Origin of the sequence: Pseudonocardia xinjiangensis, assembly GCF_012911925.1 — a bacterium.
In the GTDB taxonomy this organism is placed as follows: domain Bacteria; phylum Actinomycetota; class Actinomycetes; order Mycobacteriales; family Pseudonocardiaceae; genus Pseudonocardia; species Pseudonocardia xinjiangensis.
On record NZ_JAAXKY010000031.1, the window covers coordinates 28,417 to 45,048 of the forward strand.

The window sequence follows — 16,632 nt, forward strand, 5'->3', positions numbered from 1 at the left end:
CGTCGGCGGAGGCACGGGACCCGAAGACCGGTTCGCATGCGGAGGCGTACGCGCACGGCTCCGGCGGCGGTGGCATGGGCGGTGGCGGCGTGGCGGTGTCCGCGCAGGCCTTCGCGAAGGGCAACCAGGCCTACGCGTCGGCGTCGTGCTCGGGCGCGCGGAACTGCACGGCCACCTACTCGGCCCACGCCCGCGACACCGCGCACCTGGAGACCGCGGACGGCTCCTGGGACGCGGAGCACTGGGCCGGCTGCTCGGGTAGCGGCAACGGCGGGTGCGGGGTCACCGCGGTCGCGGTGGCCGGCCCGAAGGGCGGCGAACAGGGCGGGTACGGCACCTGCAGCGGGAACTGCGCGAACTTCACCCAGGGCGGGAGCAACGTCCTCACCCGCAAGGTCCCCCCGCCTGCCGCCACGAAGCCTCAGGACCCCACCGCCGGGGTGAAGGAGCTGGGTGAGGGCAAGAGCGGCATCGGGTGGAAGCGCAACGACGACGGCAGCATCACGATCACCAGCAAGGATGCGAAGGGCAAGCCGGTGGACACCACGTGCCCGGCTCCCTGCAAGCCCGGCTCGCCCGGCTCGAAGGTGGTCGGCGCCGACGGTCGGCGGGTCGAGGTCACCGACGACGGTGTGACGACCTCAGGTCCGTCGGCCACGGGCAAGCGGGCCCACACCTGCGGGAGCTCCGAGGGGTGCGGAGTGGCCGTCGACAAGGCAGGCAATGGCGAGTACTGGGTCAAGGGCAAGGGCGAGGTCCGCGACGGCAACAGTGGTTCGAGGATCGAGTACAAGGACTCCCGGCCGACCTCCTCGACGTCGGGTCCGGTGACGAACGAGGGCCACTTCGCGAACCGGGACGGCTCCCCGTTCACCACCACCTGTCGCGGCGGCTGCACGGGCGAGATCAGCAACGGCAAGGGCAGCACCGACCACATCGACCTCGCCGGCACCCCGAACGTCCTCGTCGGACGGGACGGAGCCGGTCACGCGGCCACCTTGGACTTCCAGGGGAAGGGCAAGATCACGACGGCCGAGGGTGACGTCATCACCGCCAACGGCGACGGCCTGAATCTCGACAAGGAATGGACCTACGCCACCACCCGGGACGCCTTCGGGAACTCCGGCCGTTTCCAGATCACCGGAGGTCAGACCGGCAGCGTCCAGCTGATCGAGGGCTGGCGGATCGACCAGACCCGCGCCGGAGCGGTCTACACCTTCTCCGACAAGGAGAAGCTCGACATGCTGGCCGCAGGCGGCCATCTGCCCGACTCCATCACCACCGGCGCGAACAACGGGATCACCGTGGTCACGCCGAACGGTCAGGGCAAGGGCGGCTCGATCACCTGCGTCGGCGACTGCGGCCTCACCCGGCCTGCGGGAATGACGCCGACCCCGGTGTGTCTGAACTGCGAGATCTTCGAGCCGCTTGCCAAGAAGGGTGAGACCCCGAGCGAGCTCGGTCAGATGACCTACAAGGGCATCGACGACAAGAAGCGGGAGTGGGTCGACCCGTACGGCAACCAGCACGAGTGCAAGGCCGACGGGCCTGACGGCTGCCGGATCACCATGCAGTACGGCCCCGGTGGTGGTGCGGTCTGCCACGGCAAGGCCTGCAGCGGCACCAACGCCAAGGGCCAGTACCTCAAGGGTGAGGGTGTGCTGCTCTACCCCGGCAAGAACGGCACGGACAACGTCGGCGTGGCCTGCCGCGGGGCCTGCGAGAGCAATGTCGAGAACCTGGGCTGGCTCGGCGACCCGGACGAGTCCTGGATGGCCGGTATCGACGCGGACTACGTGCGCCCGTCGCAGGACACCGCGGTGGACAAGGAGCTTGCGAAGGCACTCGGGCTCAAGGAAGGTGACCCGCTGCCGCCGCTGAACCGTGCCGGGCTCGCCGACCTGGAGGAGCAGGACGAGAAGCAGGGCACGAACCTGGCCGACGAGTACCGGAAGGCCCTGCCGGAGCTGTCGACGGCGCAGCGCGACGGCGCCTCGCTGAAGGTGACCAGCACCCTGAGCATGCTGCAGAACCGCAGCGACAAGCTCGAGGGGAAGATCGAGGGCCTCAGGGACGCCGTCGGGGACTACCGGGCTGCTGTCAAGGGCGGTCTCACCCCCGGTGAGATCAAGGCGCTGAAGCCGCAGCAGAAGGTGATCGACGAGGCGATCGCCATGGACCAGGACTTCCGCAACGGGCGCGCCCTGATCGACGGCATCACCGGAATCGCCTACACCCGGCCGAACGTGGACGCCGCGGCGCAGAAGATGGGTGCCGACCCCACCCTGCCCGGTCACCAGGAGGGCTTCGGGGCGTACGGCCGCAACGCCAAGGGTGAGCCCCTCGCCGAGCTGAGTGCCGCGGACAAGGCGAAGGCGAACGCCGCCCAGATCGCGGGTCTGAGCCTGGTTCCGCGCATCGAGACGCTCCAGGCACAGAAGGCCGCCTACGAACGGGACGTCGCAGCGCTCGAGCAGAGCGGGAACGCCACGCCGCTGGACGTCGCGCGGATGGACAAGCGCAGGGCCGACATCAACGCCGAGGTCGCGTCGATCGGAGGGGTGGAGAAGCGGATCGGTGCGATGGGGCTGCCGCAGGGTGTTGCCCCGGACACCGGGACCCAACGTCGGTGGGACGTCCTCTTCACCGAGGCGGCCAAGGACCCGGTGCTGGCCGACCGCCTGACGGACTGGAACGCACTCCAGAAGGATGCCGCGGCGCTGGCCCAGCAGATGAAGGGGTCAGGTGACCCCGGACAGAAGCCGTTCGTGGAAAAGTTCCAGCAGCTGAGCGGGGTCAGCGAGCTGAACTACAACACGCTCGCGCGAGATCAGGGCTCGCGGGCCGCAGGCAGCAGCCTGGGGGCGTTCCCGCTGCCATCGAGCGGGCGGCCGGACATCTTCTTCACGGTCAAGTCGGCCGCAGGCAAGCACCTGTACGACGGTGTCTCCGACCCGGTGCAGAGGAAGTTCTTCGACGAGGGCGTCAAGGCCTACGACGGCTATGACGGCGACCCCTTCATGGGCGCGACCGCAGCAGATCGGCGTGCGGAGTTCGCCGCGAGGGGCACCCCGCAGGAGGTACTGAACTCGATGTCGGCGCGCCTGACCGCCGAACAGCTCGCAAGCCTCGACGGCTCGGTCAAGGACTCCATCGGCGAGTTCGCCGACAAGGGTGCGGAGCACGACGAGATCATGACGATCTTCCAGGACCCGGAGTCGAAGGAACTCCGGTACATGCCGCTGTACAAGGTGGCGAACCCCGACGGCGACACGCGGTACATCGACGTCAAGGGCGCCCACTACGGCGACCTGAAGGACTTCCGCGAACACAACGAGCTCTTCAACGAGGAGACGAAGCTCCTCGCGCCGGCCGACCTGAGCAAGGACGTCGGCAACTTCGACGTGAGGACGACGTCGGGCAAGTACGTCTCCACCACCAAGAAGTGGATGGACCGCGGCGCGGGCGTCGCCACGTTCGTCGGGGTCGGGGCGATGTTCGTGGCCGGCGTCTTCGTTCCCCCGGCCGCCCCGGCCCTGTGGACCGGGGGCGCGATCGCGGCAGGCGCCGGGGCGGCCTACTTCGCCGGCAACGCGGTTCACAACATCTACCAGCGCAGCGCGCACGGTCAGTCCAACAGCTGGTCCAACCCGGCCGCCCGTTCCGACTACCTCGTTCTCGGCGCCTCGGTGCTGCCGTTCGCCGGTGGCGCAGTGGCGAAACTGGGCGCCCGGGCCGGCGCGAAGATGGCGGGCGCGGCCGCAGCGAGAGCCGCGGCTGTGCCCGCCGGCGCCGGCAGGGCCGCGGTTCTGCGCGCCGGGATGAACCGGGCCGCGGGTGTGCGCGCAGGCACCGAAGGCGTGGCGAAGGTCGCGAACATCGGCTCCGTCGCAGCCTTCGGCTACGAGAACATCAACGCCACCGCGCAGCTGGTCCGGGACTGGGACGTCATGGGGGGCGAGAGGAAGGCCTGGACCGCCGCGGGTGTGGGTATGGGATGGCTGGGGCTCGGGATGGGCGGTGCCATCGCTTCCGGTGCCGTGTCACGGCCACCGAGCGGATCCGCTCGGGGCACCGTCGACGTCCCCCTGCGCCCGGAGGTGGCGAGCGGCGTCAAGCGGCCGTTGATCGACCGCGTCGACGAAGTGATGGTGCGCAACCAGGCGGTCGACATCGCCACCCTCGCCGACCACCTGAACACGAGCCCCGCCGCAGTACGTGACGCGCTGAGTACGGCCACCCCCGGGGCCCGCGGGCAAGGGCGGTACCAGCTGGCGCAGGAGCCCACGACCGGAGCCGAGGTCGTCGTGCGGGCACCCGCGGCGACCCCCGCGATCGGAGCCGGAGCCGGCCGCGCCGAGCCGGCCGCGTCGGGCAGACCCGGACGTGGCGCCGAGAGTGAGGTGCCGGCGCGCCCCACCGTCACCGCCGTGCGCAACGCGGACGGGACCATCGGTTTCCGGACCCCCGAGCGGCCTGCCGGGACGGCGCCGGACGGGCCGCCCGTCGACTACATCGTCACGGCACGACCCGACGGCGGCTGGAACGTCACGACGAGGCCGGTCAGTGAGCGCCCGGCATGGCAGTACCCGGTCGCGAACGAGCTGCCGGCCACCAAGTTCGTCGAGACCTACCGGTCGAAGCCCACGTCGCCGCTGGCCGAGGCGGCGCTGGACCACCTGACGCGACGCGGCGGGGAGACCCGGCAGGTGATCGGGGTGACCGTGCTGCTCGCCACCCACGTGCTCGCACCCGACGTGGTCGGAGCGGTCGCTCCCGCTCCCCACCAGCCCGCACCGGCGGTCACCCACGCCGCGAAGCAGTCCGGGTTCGAGCTCGGCTCGTTCGGCACGTCCGCCGAGGGCTCGGCGCGGGGCGGGTCCGCCCCGTCCCCTCGGCCCGCGCCCGAGGTCGGGCCGGTGATCGCGATCACGCCCGGTCTGGAGCGGGATCTCGCGAACGGTCGGTTGGGTGCCATGCGGATGGTGCCGGTGACGAATCGGGCGCTGAGCCGGTTGCGCGCCCCGCGTGGGGTGTCGGCGCGGGAGTGGGAGGTCGCCGGCCCGGTCGAGAAGGCCAGGTTCTGGCACGACCTCGGCCAGTCCTTCGCCCAGCAGGCCAAGGGGGTCGGAGGCTGGCCCTTGGCGTACGAGCTCGCGGCCGAGGCGGCCGGCCGGCGGGCGATGTTCTCCGCTGTCGCCGCCGCCGACGCATACCTGCCCTCCTCGACCCGGACCAAGGACATGGTGATCGGCGACCTGTTCCGGCGGCTGGACACGGGCTCGATGACGCCGCCCGAGGTCGAGACGTTGCTGCAGAGTGGATGGTTGCCGTCCCCGGACCAGTCCCGCGCGGCCGTCGATCTGTTCACCGGCCGCCACCAACTGGTCTGGACGGCCGACCAGCGGGGTGAGGTGGCCGACGCGCTGCGCGAGGTGTCGAAGCTCGGCTGGCGGGCTCCGACCGAACGCGTCATGGGTCACGGTGGCGGCTCCCGGGTCGCCCCCGGAGCCCGCGACGAGCAGGGCGCGGCGCAGCACCACAGGCTGACGGAGGCCACCGGGATCAGCAGGCTGGCGGACCGCACCGGTCTCACCGCCGGGCAGGTGGTGGACGTGGTGCGCGTGGCGTTGCAGCGGCTGCAGGCGGGCGCGGCGGTCCCGCGGGCCGGTCCGGAACCGGTGGACGTCCTGCGGCTCGACCGGCTGCAGCCACAGGAGCTGCAGGTACTCGCTTCCTACGGGAGTGGGCGTTCGCTGGGCCGCATCGCGGCCGACCTCGGGCTGAGACGGGCCGAGGTGAAGAGATCGCTGGACCTGGCCGTCGAGAAGCTCGGCCGCGACGGCGGACGGCTCCCGGCCACGGAGGCCGGCACCAGAGCCGAGGCCGCCGCGCAGTTCGCGAGCGGTGCGCGGAGCGGTGTGTGGCAGGTGCGCAACCGGCTCCGCGGGATCGAGGCCGGCCTCGATCCCGCCGAGCGGGACGCGCTGTGGAACACGGCGGACCGCATCGAGGAATGGCTCGACCGGTTGTCGCCACCGCGGCGGTCCCAGGCCTACCGCGAGCTGATCGCAGCCCGGATCGTCTCCGTGCGCGAACTGGCGACGACCAGCGACGCCCGGCTCGCCGAGGCCGGCGTGAGTGCGGCGACCGTCGCGGCGCTGCGTTCGGTGCTGCCGCAGGACGGCCTGTCGGCGGTGGCCGGAGCCTTGGCGCCCGCTCGGGACGGCGCGCTCGGCCGGCCCACGATGGAGGCGCTGGTCCGTCAGGCACTCGGGGTCGGCCTGTCCGAGGGGGCCGACCGCGGGCGAGCCCTGGCCGTGCTCCACGGGCAACTCCGCGCGCGGCACGGGCCACTGGCGGCGGCGATCGGGCAGGGCCGCCCCCGACCTGGTCCCGCAGCCCGCCTCGGGCTGGCCGTTCCTGCGATGGCTGCCGCAGGCGGTGGAGCTCTGGGAGTGCTCCACGCAGCGCCGGTGCCCCTCGTGGTCGCTGCCACGGGACTGGCCATGGCCGCCGCGGCCGCCGTGATGACCGCCTTCGGTCCGGTCCGGGCGCGCGGGCCTCCGGCGCTGGTGAAGGCCTACCTCGCCGTCGGCGGGTCGGCCGTTCTGGGTGGTGGGTTCGCCACCCTTGGCGCCGGAGACAGCGTCGCGGTGATCGCAGGGGCGGTCACGGCGCTCGTCGGCTCGGCGGTGTTCGGTACGCCGCGTGGTGCCCGCACAGGCAGCGCAGCGCTCGGGACGAGGATCGCCTCCGCCGGACCGGCGGGAGTGCTGCTCGCCCTGCTGGCGGTGGCGGACGCCTCGGTCCCGATGATCGTGGCGGCCGGGGTCGGCGCGCTGGTCGGTGCCGCGGCGAAGGTGACGTTGCGCGGGGCTGCGCAGGCGCAGATCGCCACGATGCCGGGTCGGCCGGGCACGGTGCGCCGGGCGGTGACGGCGGCGGTGCTCCTGACCGTGCTCGCTGTGCCTACCGTGATCGGCTCCGTCCCGCCTGCGCAGATGCACGGCGTCGCAGGTGCAGCGGGTGAGCTCTGGCTCCCGGTGCTGGACCTCGGGTGGGGCCGCGGAACGTTGATCGTGGTGGGCGGGCTGACCGCGTTGCACGCGGGCAGGGCCATCGTGCTCCAGATCCGCGACCGCGTGCGGACGGCCGTGACGGATGCGCACGAGCGTCCGGTGGCCGGTAGTGCTCGGGTGGCTGTGGCCAGGATCGTGAACGCGTTCGCGACCGGCCCGGGAGAAGCGGCGCTGACTGCGCTGGTCGCTGCCGATCGGGCATGGCGCGAGGCGCGGCAGCAGGCGGAGCGGGATCCGGCGGTGGCCGGGACGGTGCAGGCGCGTGAGCAGGCCCGTGTGCAGGCGCGGCAGGCCGTCGAGGTCGCGGCGGGCCAGGCGGTGTGGGACGCGGTCCGGCTCGGTGTGTCGGACCGGCGGATCGCGCGGGCGTTGGGTCGCAGCCCGGACGAGGTGCGGGTCCTGACCGGTGACGTCCGGACCGCCCTGGTGGTGCCGACCGGCCGGGCGTCGCGGTGGGGTGCCCTGTGGGGGCTCGTGAGCCCGGTGGTGTCCGTCCACCGCCACGTGGTCGCCGCGATGGGTGCGCCGGTGGAGGCGGCTCGTGACCAGGTGGCGCGCGCCGAGCGGTGGGTGCACCGCTACCGCGCGGAGGTCGAGCACACGGCGCGCTCCGGGGTTCGCTGGTTGTTGAACCCGCCGGAGGCGCAGCGGCGGGGCGAGGTGCGTGGTGAGGCGCACCGGGCGCGGGTCGCGGAGGAGCTCGCGTCCCTGGGGCTGCCCCGGGCGTGGCTGGACGCGGTCGAGAACGACCCGGGCATCGCCGCCTACCCGGATGCGCTGGGAGGCCACCCGGATCGGCACCGGGAGTTCGAGACCGATCTCGCGCTGGTGTTCAGCACGATCACCCAGGCGCAGGAGCGGCTGACGCGGGCCGAGCGCAAGCGGGACCAGGCGGTCCGGGACTGGTACGACGCGCTGGCCACCCATCGGGACGAGCTGGCGGTGGCCGTGCGTGCGGCGGTGGGTGTGGGTGCTCCGGTGGTCGCTGTCGCCGGGGCGACGGGGTTGGGCGCCGCGGACGTGCGAGCGATCGCCGGCGGTGGTGGTCCCGCGGGCCCGGTGACCGGCGGCGGCGGGATCGGGGCGCTGACGGTCCCTCCGCCGGCGACCGGTCTGGCACGCGGTGGTGCGGTGGCGCGCCCGAACACCGCAGCCCGCGGCGCGGTTCAGCGGACCGGCGACCCGATCCGGGGGCCGCCGGACATGGGCTGGGCCGGTCGGTACGGCGCCGGCCGGACGCTGCGGACGGCCGTGGCAGAGCAGGTCGAGGCGTGGCGGCGCTGGCAGGTGGCGGAGCGGGACGCTGAGGCTGCGCTGGCGGCGCGTCGTCTGCTGCGGGAGGGACTCGAGCAGCAGGCCGGTGGCCTGGTGGCGATCATGGCCGGAGCCGGGGCCCCGGCGGTCCTGGCCGGGCTGGCCCCCGCGAACGAACGGGTGGCGGCCGCACTGACGGCTCGGGACGTCGCCCGCGCCGCCTTCGTGACGGCGGTCACCCCCGCGATGGAGAAGGCCGCGCGGGACGGCGTGCCGCAGCGGGTCATCGAACGAGGGACCGGCCTCCCGCAGGGGACGATCGCCGAGCTCGCGAAGAGCTGGGAGCCGGACTCTCGTGAGCGGCTGGTACGGGTGGACGCGCTGCGCGAGTGGTGGGTGCGGCAGTGGGGTGTGGTGCACCCGCCCGCCGAGCTGATCCTGCCCGACGGGCGGCGGGTGACCTCGGCGTGGCTGGCCGAGCAGTTCGGCACCGGCGGTGACGCGGCGCTGGCGCTGCTGAAGGACGGCCGGGTCGTGGCCTTGGTCAGCGGCGACCGGCTGGCGGTGTTCGACCTGTCGGACGGGCATTTCCATCCCATCGGCTACGACGACCCGCGGGGCGGGGCCTACATCGAGGGGCACCTGCGGAAGCTGGCCGACTCCGGGCACCAGGGTGTGATCACGTTCCACCCGATCCCGCAGCGCGGTAAGGGTCTGGCCGGCTCGGGCGGGGCGTTCTACTACGGGATCGTCAACGTGGTGACCCTCGGGCTGGTCTACAACGTCCGGATCCTCGAGATGTGGGGCCAGTTCCCGGACGTCCGGATGCTGGACACGATCCGCCGGCTGCCACCGGATCTGCGGTGGCGCGCGGTGATGGGGTCGGTCGGGGCCCGGATGGACATTCCGGGCGCGTTGAACTACCTGCGTCTGCTGGCGGTGATGAACCCGGACCTGGTGAAGCTGATCGGGGAGACCACGATCGCGAAGGAACTGGTCCGCGTCCTGCTGGGAGAGCAGGGGATCCACACGATCAACCCGAGGTGGTTGGAGCAGATCGAGCGCCTGGTCGCCGGGGCCGGCCTGTTGCGGACCGCCGTCGCGGATCCCGACGTGGCGTTGACCGCGGCGGATCTGCCCGCGGGGCTGGCCGAGGTGGTGACAGGTCCGCGTACCGACCCGGAGCGCGTGGCCGTCGCGTTGCTGCCGGCGTTGCTGGGTCATGTCGACGACATCAAGACGCTGCTGGAGCGGACGGGGCACGGTGCCGCCGCGAAGCGTCTGCTCTCGGCCGCGGAGCAGAGCAAGCTCGACGTCTTCAACGCGCACCTGCGGGAGCTGCTGGCTGCGGTCGAGGAGATCGGGTTGGCCGTGGTGCTGCACAACGACTTCGGGTTGGCCCGGATCCTGGCCAACGCCCGGGTCGGCGAGACGACGCCGGACGAGCGGTTCGGGATGCCGCTGCTGAACCTGCTGGCCGAGTACCCGACGGCGAAGATCGTCCTGGCGCACCTGGGCGTGGGTAAGTACACCCGGATGTCGGTGGAGCACCTGGACGTGATCGACGAGATCCTCTCGAACCCGCGCTACAGCCACATCAGTTTCGACATCTCCTGGAACGATGTGGCCCGGCACCTGCTGGCCGACAAGGCGATCACCGACCGGTTCATCCAGCTGGTCCGCGACCACCCGGACCGGCTCATCTACGGGTCCGACGGGGTGTTCCCGGCAAGCGTCGCCCAGAACTCCCGGCACGCCCACGACATGGAGCCGATCTTCGTCCGCATCCGGGACGAGGTCGGCCACGACGCGTTCCACGATGTGCGGCACGCCAACCTGGAGCGGCGACTGGCCGCTGCGGAGCGGGACGTGCAGGCGTGGGCCTACGCGCAGCAGAACGCCGCGGGGCTCGACGCGTGGCGCCGGGCTGCGTTCTCCGCGGAGCGCAACCGGATCGTGGACGACTGGCGTGAGCGCTACGAGCTGGAGCAGGGCGACGGGCTGCGGCGCACCCTGGCCGAGCTCGGCAGGCCCGACCCGGGCCGGTGGTGGGAGGAGACGGGTCCCGCCGCCCGGCAGATGCACAGCCTGGTCCGCTGGCACAACGCGGTGACCCTCGCAGTGGTGGACGGACGCAGGCTGACCCCCCGCATGGTCGTGGCGTCGCTGCGTGCGATCTGGGCGGACCGCCGCGGCGACCGGGCCGATCGGCACGCGGCGAAGCAGGCGGCCCGCGCCGAAGCCGGTCTGGGCGGCACCACGGACACCGCCGCCCTGGGTCTCCGCGATGCCGACGGCAACGCCTACACGTTGGAGGCGCTGGTCGCCGCTCACCAGACCAGCGGGGCGATGGGGGACCAGGCCAGGGCCGCGTGGGTGTTGGGCGAGGTGCAGCGCACCCAGCTCGCGCAGACCCGGGACGCCGCCGGGCGGAAGGAGCTGCGCGGGGCCTACACGGCGAAGGCGATCGTCGCTGCCGCTGTGATGGTCGGGCTCGGCGCGGTCGCGGCGACGGTCGCTCCGTGGGCGTTGCTGCCCATGGCGGCGTCGGCGCACTACGCCGCGTTCGCCGTCCGTGGTGCGCTGGGCCTGCACCGCACCGCCTACAACCAGGAGCTGCGGGTCCTGGTCGAGTCGATCATGGAACGCGGCCAGTTCGACATCGGCACCATCCGCGTGCTGATCAGCGTGATGCGCAAGTACGCAGCGCTCGACGGGTCGACCCCGAAGCAGCTGGCGCGTTTCGACGAGGTCGCCAACGAGTTCCTGGTGATCGCGCACGCTCTGGTCTTCTCCCCGCTGCGGCCGGGCCAGACCGCGCAGGGGCGCCAGCACGCGGCGCTGAAGGAGTTCTCGCTCTTCCTCGACAAGGCGGCTGTCGAGCTGGGCGCCCAGGCGCAGTCCTTCCAGGGCTTCGCCCCGAACGCCGGACTGCTGGGCCGGGTGGTCAACACCGTGCTGGCCGGCACGTACCTGGTCAACCTGGCCGTGCAGGTGGCGGCAATGGCGAACGGGACCGGCCTCGCCGTCTGGGTCAACGGCGCGTTCGCACTCTCGTCGGTGCTGTTCCTGGCGCAGGCGCTGTCCGTGACGGTCATGGGGTGGGCCGGCATCGACTTCAGCAGCCACCCGCTGCTGCGCAGGGTCGTGCACCTCGGGGCGATCCCCGCGGTGACGGTGGGGAGCCTGCTGCTGACCATCCAGACCGGCGTGATCGACAACAGCATCCTGGTGCTGCCGGCGCTCGGGCTGACCGCGGCAGGCGGTTACCTCTCCGCACTGGGCATCACCATCGAGCTGGGCCACGGCCGTCCCGCCCCCCGCCGGGGCGCAGGCGCGAACGCCGTTCTCTTCGGCAGCCTGCTGGCGTTCGGGGTGATGAGCATGCTCCCCGACCAGGTGGTCGGGCTCGGCATCGGTGCCGGGGTCCTGCTCGTCGGAACCTGGGCGCTGTCGGCGTTCGACACCTGGCGCAGCCGGCGGACGAGGGGCCCACCGTCCTCCGGTGCTCCCGGGAACCCGACATCCGTCAGCTCCGGCCCCTCGGGCGGACCGAGCGCGGGCGGAGGCACCGGCAGGCCCGGGACTGCGCGGTCCGGAGCCGTCGTACCCCTCGCCCTCGGACTCGGTGCGATGACCACCACGGCCGCTCTCGGGCTGACCGCAGGCCCGGCCGTGCTCGGCCTGGGCGTGGTCGTCACCGGGATCGTGGTGATGACCGGGCCCGGGAGCCTGGTCGGACACGCCGTCGGGGATGCGGCCCGCGCACTCGCGGACCGCATCGGTCCGGCGCGCACCGCACTGTGGAACGGGCTGGATGCACTGCGCCCGGTTGTCGTGTCGTCGCTGGGCTGGCTGCGGTTCGCCCTGCTCGGAGTGGGCGAGCGGCAGCGCGCGGTCGTGGAGTCGGCGCGGATCGCTCGAGCGCGTGAGCGGCTCGCCGGCGCGTCGCGGGCCGGGTGGACCGCCGAGCAGTCGAGGGCCGGGCGGCGGCTGCACGCCGAGCTGGGTCAGCTCGGCGTGGACGCCTGGGCGGTGAGTGGCGGACCGCGGCCGGGTGCGTACCGGATCGACGACCTGGTCGCCCGCGTGGACGCGGCCGTGGCCGGGGTGGACGCGCTGGTACCCCCGGCGCCGGTGGGGCGGGCGAAGCGGCTGCGGGCAGCGCTGCGGCTGCTCGGGCGCGCGCCGGTGGTGGTCGGCCTCCTCACCGCGGGCGCGGTGGCCTCGGACTGGATCGGCGCCGCTGCCGCCCAGGCCGGAACCCGGGTCGGCACCGCCGATGCCGGCGGCACTGTGACCGGCGGCTGGTGGGACGGCGCGACGGGTCTCACGGTGGCCGGGGTGACGGTCGCGGTCGGGCTCGTGCTCAGGCTGCGCGGGTGGTGGACGCCGCGTCAGGCCAGGGCGCCACCGGCCGCCACGGGTCCGACCGGCACCCGGACCGCCACGCGGCTGCTCGCGCTCGCCCGGTCCTGGGTCGCCAACCGCGCGATGGCGCTCCGCAGCGCCGGCACGTCGCCGGTGCCCAACGCGGTCGTCGGCGATCTCGTCGATCTGGCGCCGGGGAACCCGCTACGGGGGTTCAAGGTCACGAGGTCCTCGGCTCGTTCGGACGAGGAGCTGCTGACGTCGGTGTTCGCCCCGGCCGACGGCCAGTTCCTCGCGATCCATCCGAGCGCGCCGGGCATCCTCCTGCAGGGCAACCACCGGCGGTACGAGCTGATCAGGCGGGCGGACGACCCCGGATCGGCGATCGACTGGGACACGCCGATCTACATCAACCGGCTCCAGCTGAACCCGACCTCGCCGGGACCGGCCGTCGTGCGGCGGATGGCGCGGCTCTTCACGCGCCACGGCCCGCCGATCACCGGGTCCCGCCCGGCGACCAGCGAGGACCTGCGTCGGGTGGCGGCCGAGATGACCGTCCACCCGGACGGCCACGGCGCCATCCTCGCCCCACCTGCCGACCCGCTGCGCGAGCACGCGCTCGACCTGCCGGTCGACCCGCGTGACTTCACCCTGGTCGCCCACGCCGATCGCGGCGGGGTCCGCTACCCGGCAGCCGGCCCGGACGTCCGCATCGGCCACGACCAGCTCGCACAGCTGCTGACGGACATCCCCGAGTTCACGGCCTGGCGCTACTCCCGGACGGACGGGACCGGCCGGCTGGTCGTCTGCGGGTGCGAGATCGCCGTGGACACCGAGGCGGCGCTGCGCAGCCTCGCCGCCACCCTCGGCGTGCCGGTGGCGGGAGCAGACGCCGTGGTGCTCGTCCACCCCGCGACGGCCACCGCGCCGGCCCGGGTCTCCCTCGGCACCCGGGCGGACGGGACCCCGGGCCGCTGGTACCTGGTCGAGCGGGGCCGCGCTGCGTCGGAGATCCCCGCGCCCACGGGCGTGACCGCCACGGCGGCCGTTCGCCTCGGCCCGCCCGGCGTCACCGCGTCGATCCCCCCGGGCGCAGGTCCGGTGCGCGCCGGCACCGGCGACGCCGACGCGGCGCCTCCCCTGACCGCGCAGCAGCTCGAGATCATCGACCGCGAGGTGCTCAGGCACGGGCATCAGCTCGTGAAGACCCCGCAGACCCGCATCAAGTTCCAGCGGGACCCCCACCGGTACGCGCGCGAGGCGAGCTGGGTGGCGGCCGTCGTCGGCGACGTGCTGGAGGGCCTGGCCGCTCCGGTGATGGAGCGGCTGGCCACGGAGCGCGGCGAGCAGGTGCTGAAGAACGTGGTGGCGCGCCTGGTCAACGGGTCGGGGAGCACCGGTGACCTCGTCGAGTTCGACTTCCTGTTCCTGGACGACTCCGGACCGGTCCGGTACGTCAGCGCGAAGGCCAACCCGAAGACGTTCGCGCCGGGAGCGGACCGCGCCAAGCTCGCGAAGCTGTTCTCCGAGATCCCGACCGAGTCCCCGGAGGCATTGCGGGCGTACCTGTCCTACCTGCGGCTGAACCCGGCCACGCTGGCGAACATCGTCGGCGTCGAGGTCTCCTGGAGCGGCTCCGACGGAGCGATCCCGCTGGCCGAGTTCCGCCGTCTCCGGGTGCGTGGCGTCGACGCGAGCGATGTCGCGATCGAGATGATGACCCCTGCGGGACCGAAGGCCAGAGGTCACCACATCGACGTCACGCGCGACGAGCTGGTCGACGCGGTCATCGCCGGCATCGGCCGTCGCATCGCCGCGATCGAGTCCGGGGAGGGCTGAGCGGCGGCGGGGGGAAGAATGCCCAGGCACGGGAGGTGTGCGATGGCCGGCGCGACGCAGGTGTTCGTGGCGCCCGGGCCGGACGAGGACGCCCTGACCGTCACCGACCTGCCGTGGCTCGCGGGGCGCGCCGTCGTCCTGCCCGCGCCGCAGTGGCGGCTGGTCGTGGCCGAGGCCGCACTGCTGGACCCGCAGTCCGCGGCCGAGCTCAGGCGGGTCTCCGGCGACTTCGCCTACGACTCCGACCCCGACTTCTCGCTCGACCACGAGGAGCTGGCCGCCCTCGTCCGGCTCCTCACCGGCCTCGGTGCCCGCCTCGCCGAGCGCCGGACGTTCGCGGCGCAACCGCCGGAGGACCTGGAGTTCGTCCTCGACGTCGACGACTACGTGGGCATCGTCGAGCTGGTGCGCCTGGTGTTCGAGGAGTCGGACCGCACCGGCCTGCCCTTCCGGGCGTGGGTCGAGGTCTGACCGGGTTGGCACGGCCCGCGACCCGGTGGTGACCCCGCGGGTTCAGGAAAGCCACTTTCCTGCCCTGAGAGGGCCTGAAAGTGGCTTTCCTGAACTTTTGGTAGGGGCTTCAATGCGCCGGTGGACGTTCCCGCTGGTGTGCTCGGTCGGCTGCGGGGGATCTGCCTCGGGCTGCCGGAGGCGTACGAGGAGGTGGCGTGGGTCGGCGTCCGCTGGCGGGTTCGCACACGGACCTTCGCCCATGTCCTGACCGTTGAGGGGGGTCGGCCCGCGGCATTCGCGCGCGCGGCGGGCACCGAGGGCCCGTGCACGATACTGACGTTCCGCTCGGAGGGCCCTGAGCTCGACGTGCTGCGTCGCTCGGGGCCGCCGTTCTTCGGGCCGCCGTGGGGGCCCGAAGTGGTCGGGATGGTGCTCGGCCCGAACATCGACTGGAACGAGGTCGCGGAGCTGATCACGGAGAGCTTCTGCGCCCGCGCACCGATGACGCTGACGAGGCAGGTCGAGCGGCCGCCGGGCTGACCGGCACCTGGGCGGCCCGGCTGGGGTCGGCTGGGTCGTTCGAGCCCCGTGCACCCGTGGGGTCGGGCTCGGCGGCTTTTCCCTTTTGCCCCATAGGAAAGCGCGATGGTGCCATCGATCGGGGTCCGTTGCCCGGGTCTTTCGTGGAACATAGCGTGGAGGTCGGAAAACAATTCGGACGATCCGGCGGGAGATCGGCAATGGGGAAGTATGTGATCCAGCCCCACACGCGGCTTCAGGAGTGGGTGGCGGAGGAGCACGGCTATTTTGCGGCCGAGGGCCTCGACTACGAATTCCAGGCCAACGGCCTGTCCGGTGGCTCGCGCACGACATCGGCGGTCCGCTCGGCGGACAGTGTCCCGGAGGAGGTCCGGTCCGGGGCGTTCGAGGACATGTCGGCCAAGCGGTCCTGTGACATCTCGGCGGCCTGCCACTGGGCGGTGAACGCGGTGGCCGCGGCGGGTGCTGGAAAGATGTGGGGCAGCGCCTACTCGATCACTCCGGCCGCGGTTTTCGTCGCTCCCGGCTCCGACCTGACTCGCCCCGAGGACCTCGCCGGGGTCGAGGTGGCCGTGGGCTACCACTCGGGCAGCCACTACGCGACGATCCAGGCGCTGGAGCCCTTCCTGCCATCCGACCAGCTCACACTCACGTTCCAGGGGCTGCCGAACGACCGCCTGCGGCGGCTTCTCCGCGGCGATGTGCAGGCCGCGACGCTGTTCGGCCAGCAGTTCTACGTCGCGGAGCAACTGGGCTACCGCAAACTGGTCGACGCCACCTTCGCCGTCGGCTTCCTGGTTGCCGAGGGCGCCGATCCCGAGGAGACGAAGAAGTACTTCCGGGCCCTGCGCAAGGCTCAGCGGGACATCGACCTCCAGCCGCAGAGCTACCTGCGGTACTGGAACCGCGAGATGCCGGAGGACATCGCGGCCCTCGTCGACGTCCGCCGCTTCGGCCCGGGCGAGCGGATCGTGTTCGAGCCCTACACTCGGGAGATGTACGAGACCACCCAGCGGTGGATGAGTGCCCACGACCTCCTGGACCCGCGGCTCGGGAACGAGTCGACGTTCGACGGCGTCGTCCTCGTCTGACC

At 72.7% G+C, this 16,632-nt stretch carries 4 protein-coding genes; all 4 read left to right on the forward strand.

The window, feature by feature from the left end; translation table 11 throughout:
* The first annotated feature begins 89 nt into the window (after nucleotides 1-89).
* Nucleotides 90-14,546: a DUF4781 domain-containing protein gene (locus HF577_RS12260; RefSeq protein ID WP_169395925.1), complete on the forward strand. Its 14,457-nt coding sequence runs from the start codon at nucleotides 90-92 to the stop codon at nucleotides 14,544-14,546.
* Nucleotides 14,547-14,588: 42 nt separating this feature from the next.
* Nucleotides 14,589-15,017, forward strand: a complete 429-nt coding sequence (locus HF577_RS12265) for a hypothetical protein (RefSeq protein WP_169395926.1) — start codon at nucleotides 14,589-14,591, stop codon at nucleotides 15,015-15,017.
* A 120-nt stretch (nucleotides 15,018-15,137) separates the two neighbouring features.
* The gene (locus HF577_RS12270) at nucleotides 15,138-15,539 is read left to right on the forward strand and encodes an MmcQ/YjbR family DNA-binding protein (protein WP_169395927.1); all 402 of its coding nucleotides are present in this window, start codon (nucleotides 15,138-15,140) and stop codon (nucleotides 15,537-15,539) included.
* 200 nt (nucleotides 15,540-15,739) lie between these two features.
* Complete coding sequence (locus tag HF577_RS12275; protein WP_169395928.1) at nucleotides 15,740-16,630, forward strand: ABC transporter substrate-binding protein; 891 nt, start codon at nucleotides 15,740-15,742, stop codon at nucleotides 16,628-16,630.
* Nucleotides 16,631-16,632: the final 2 nt, after the last annotated feature.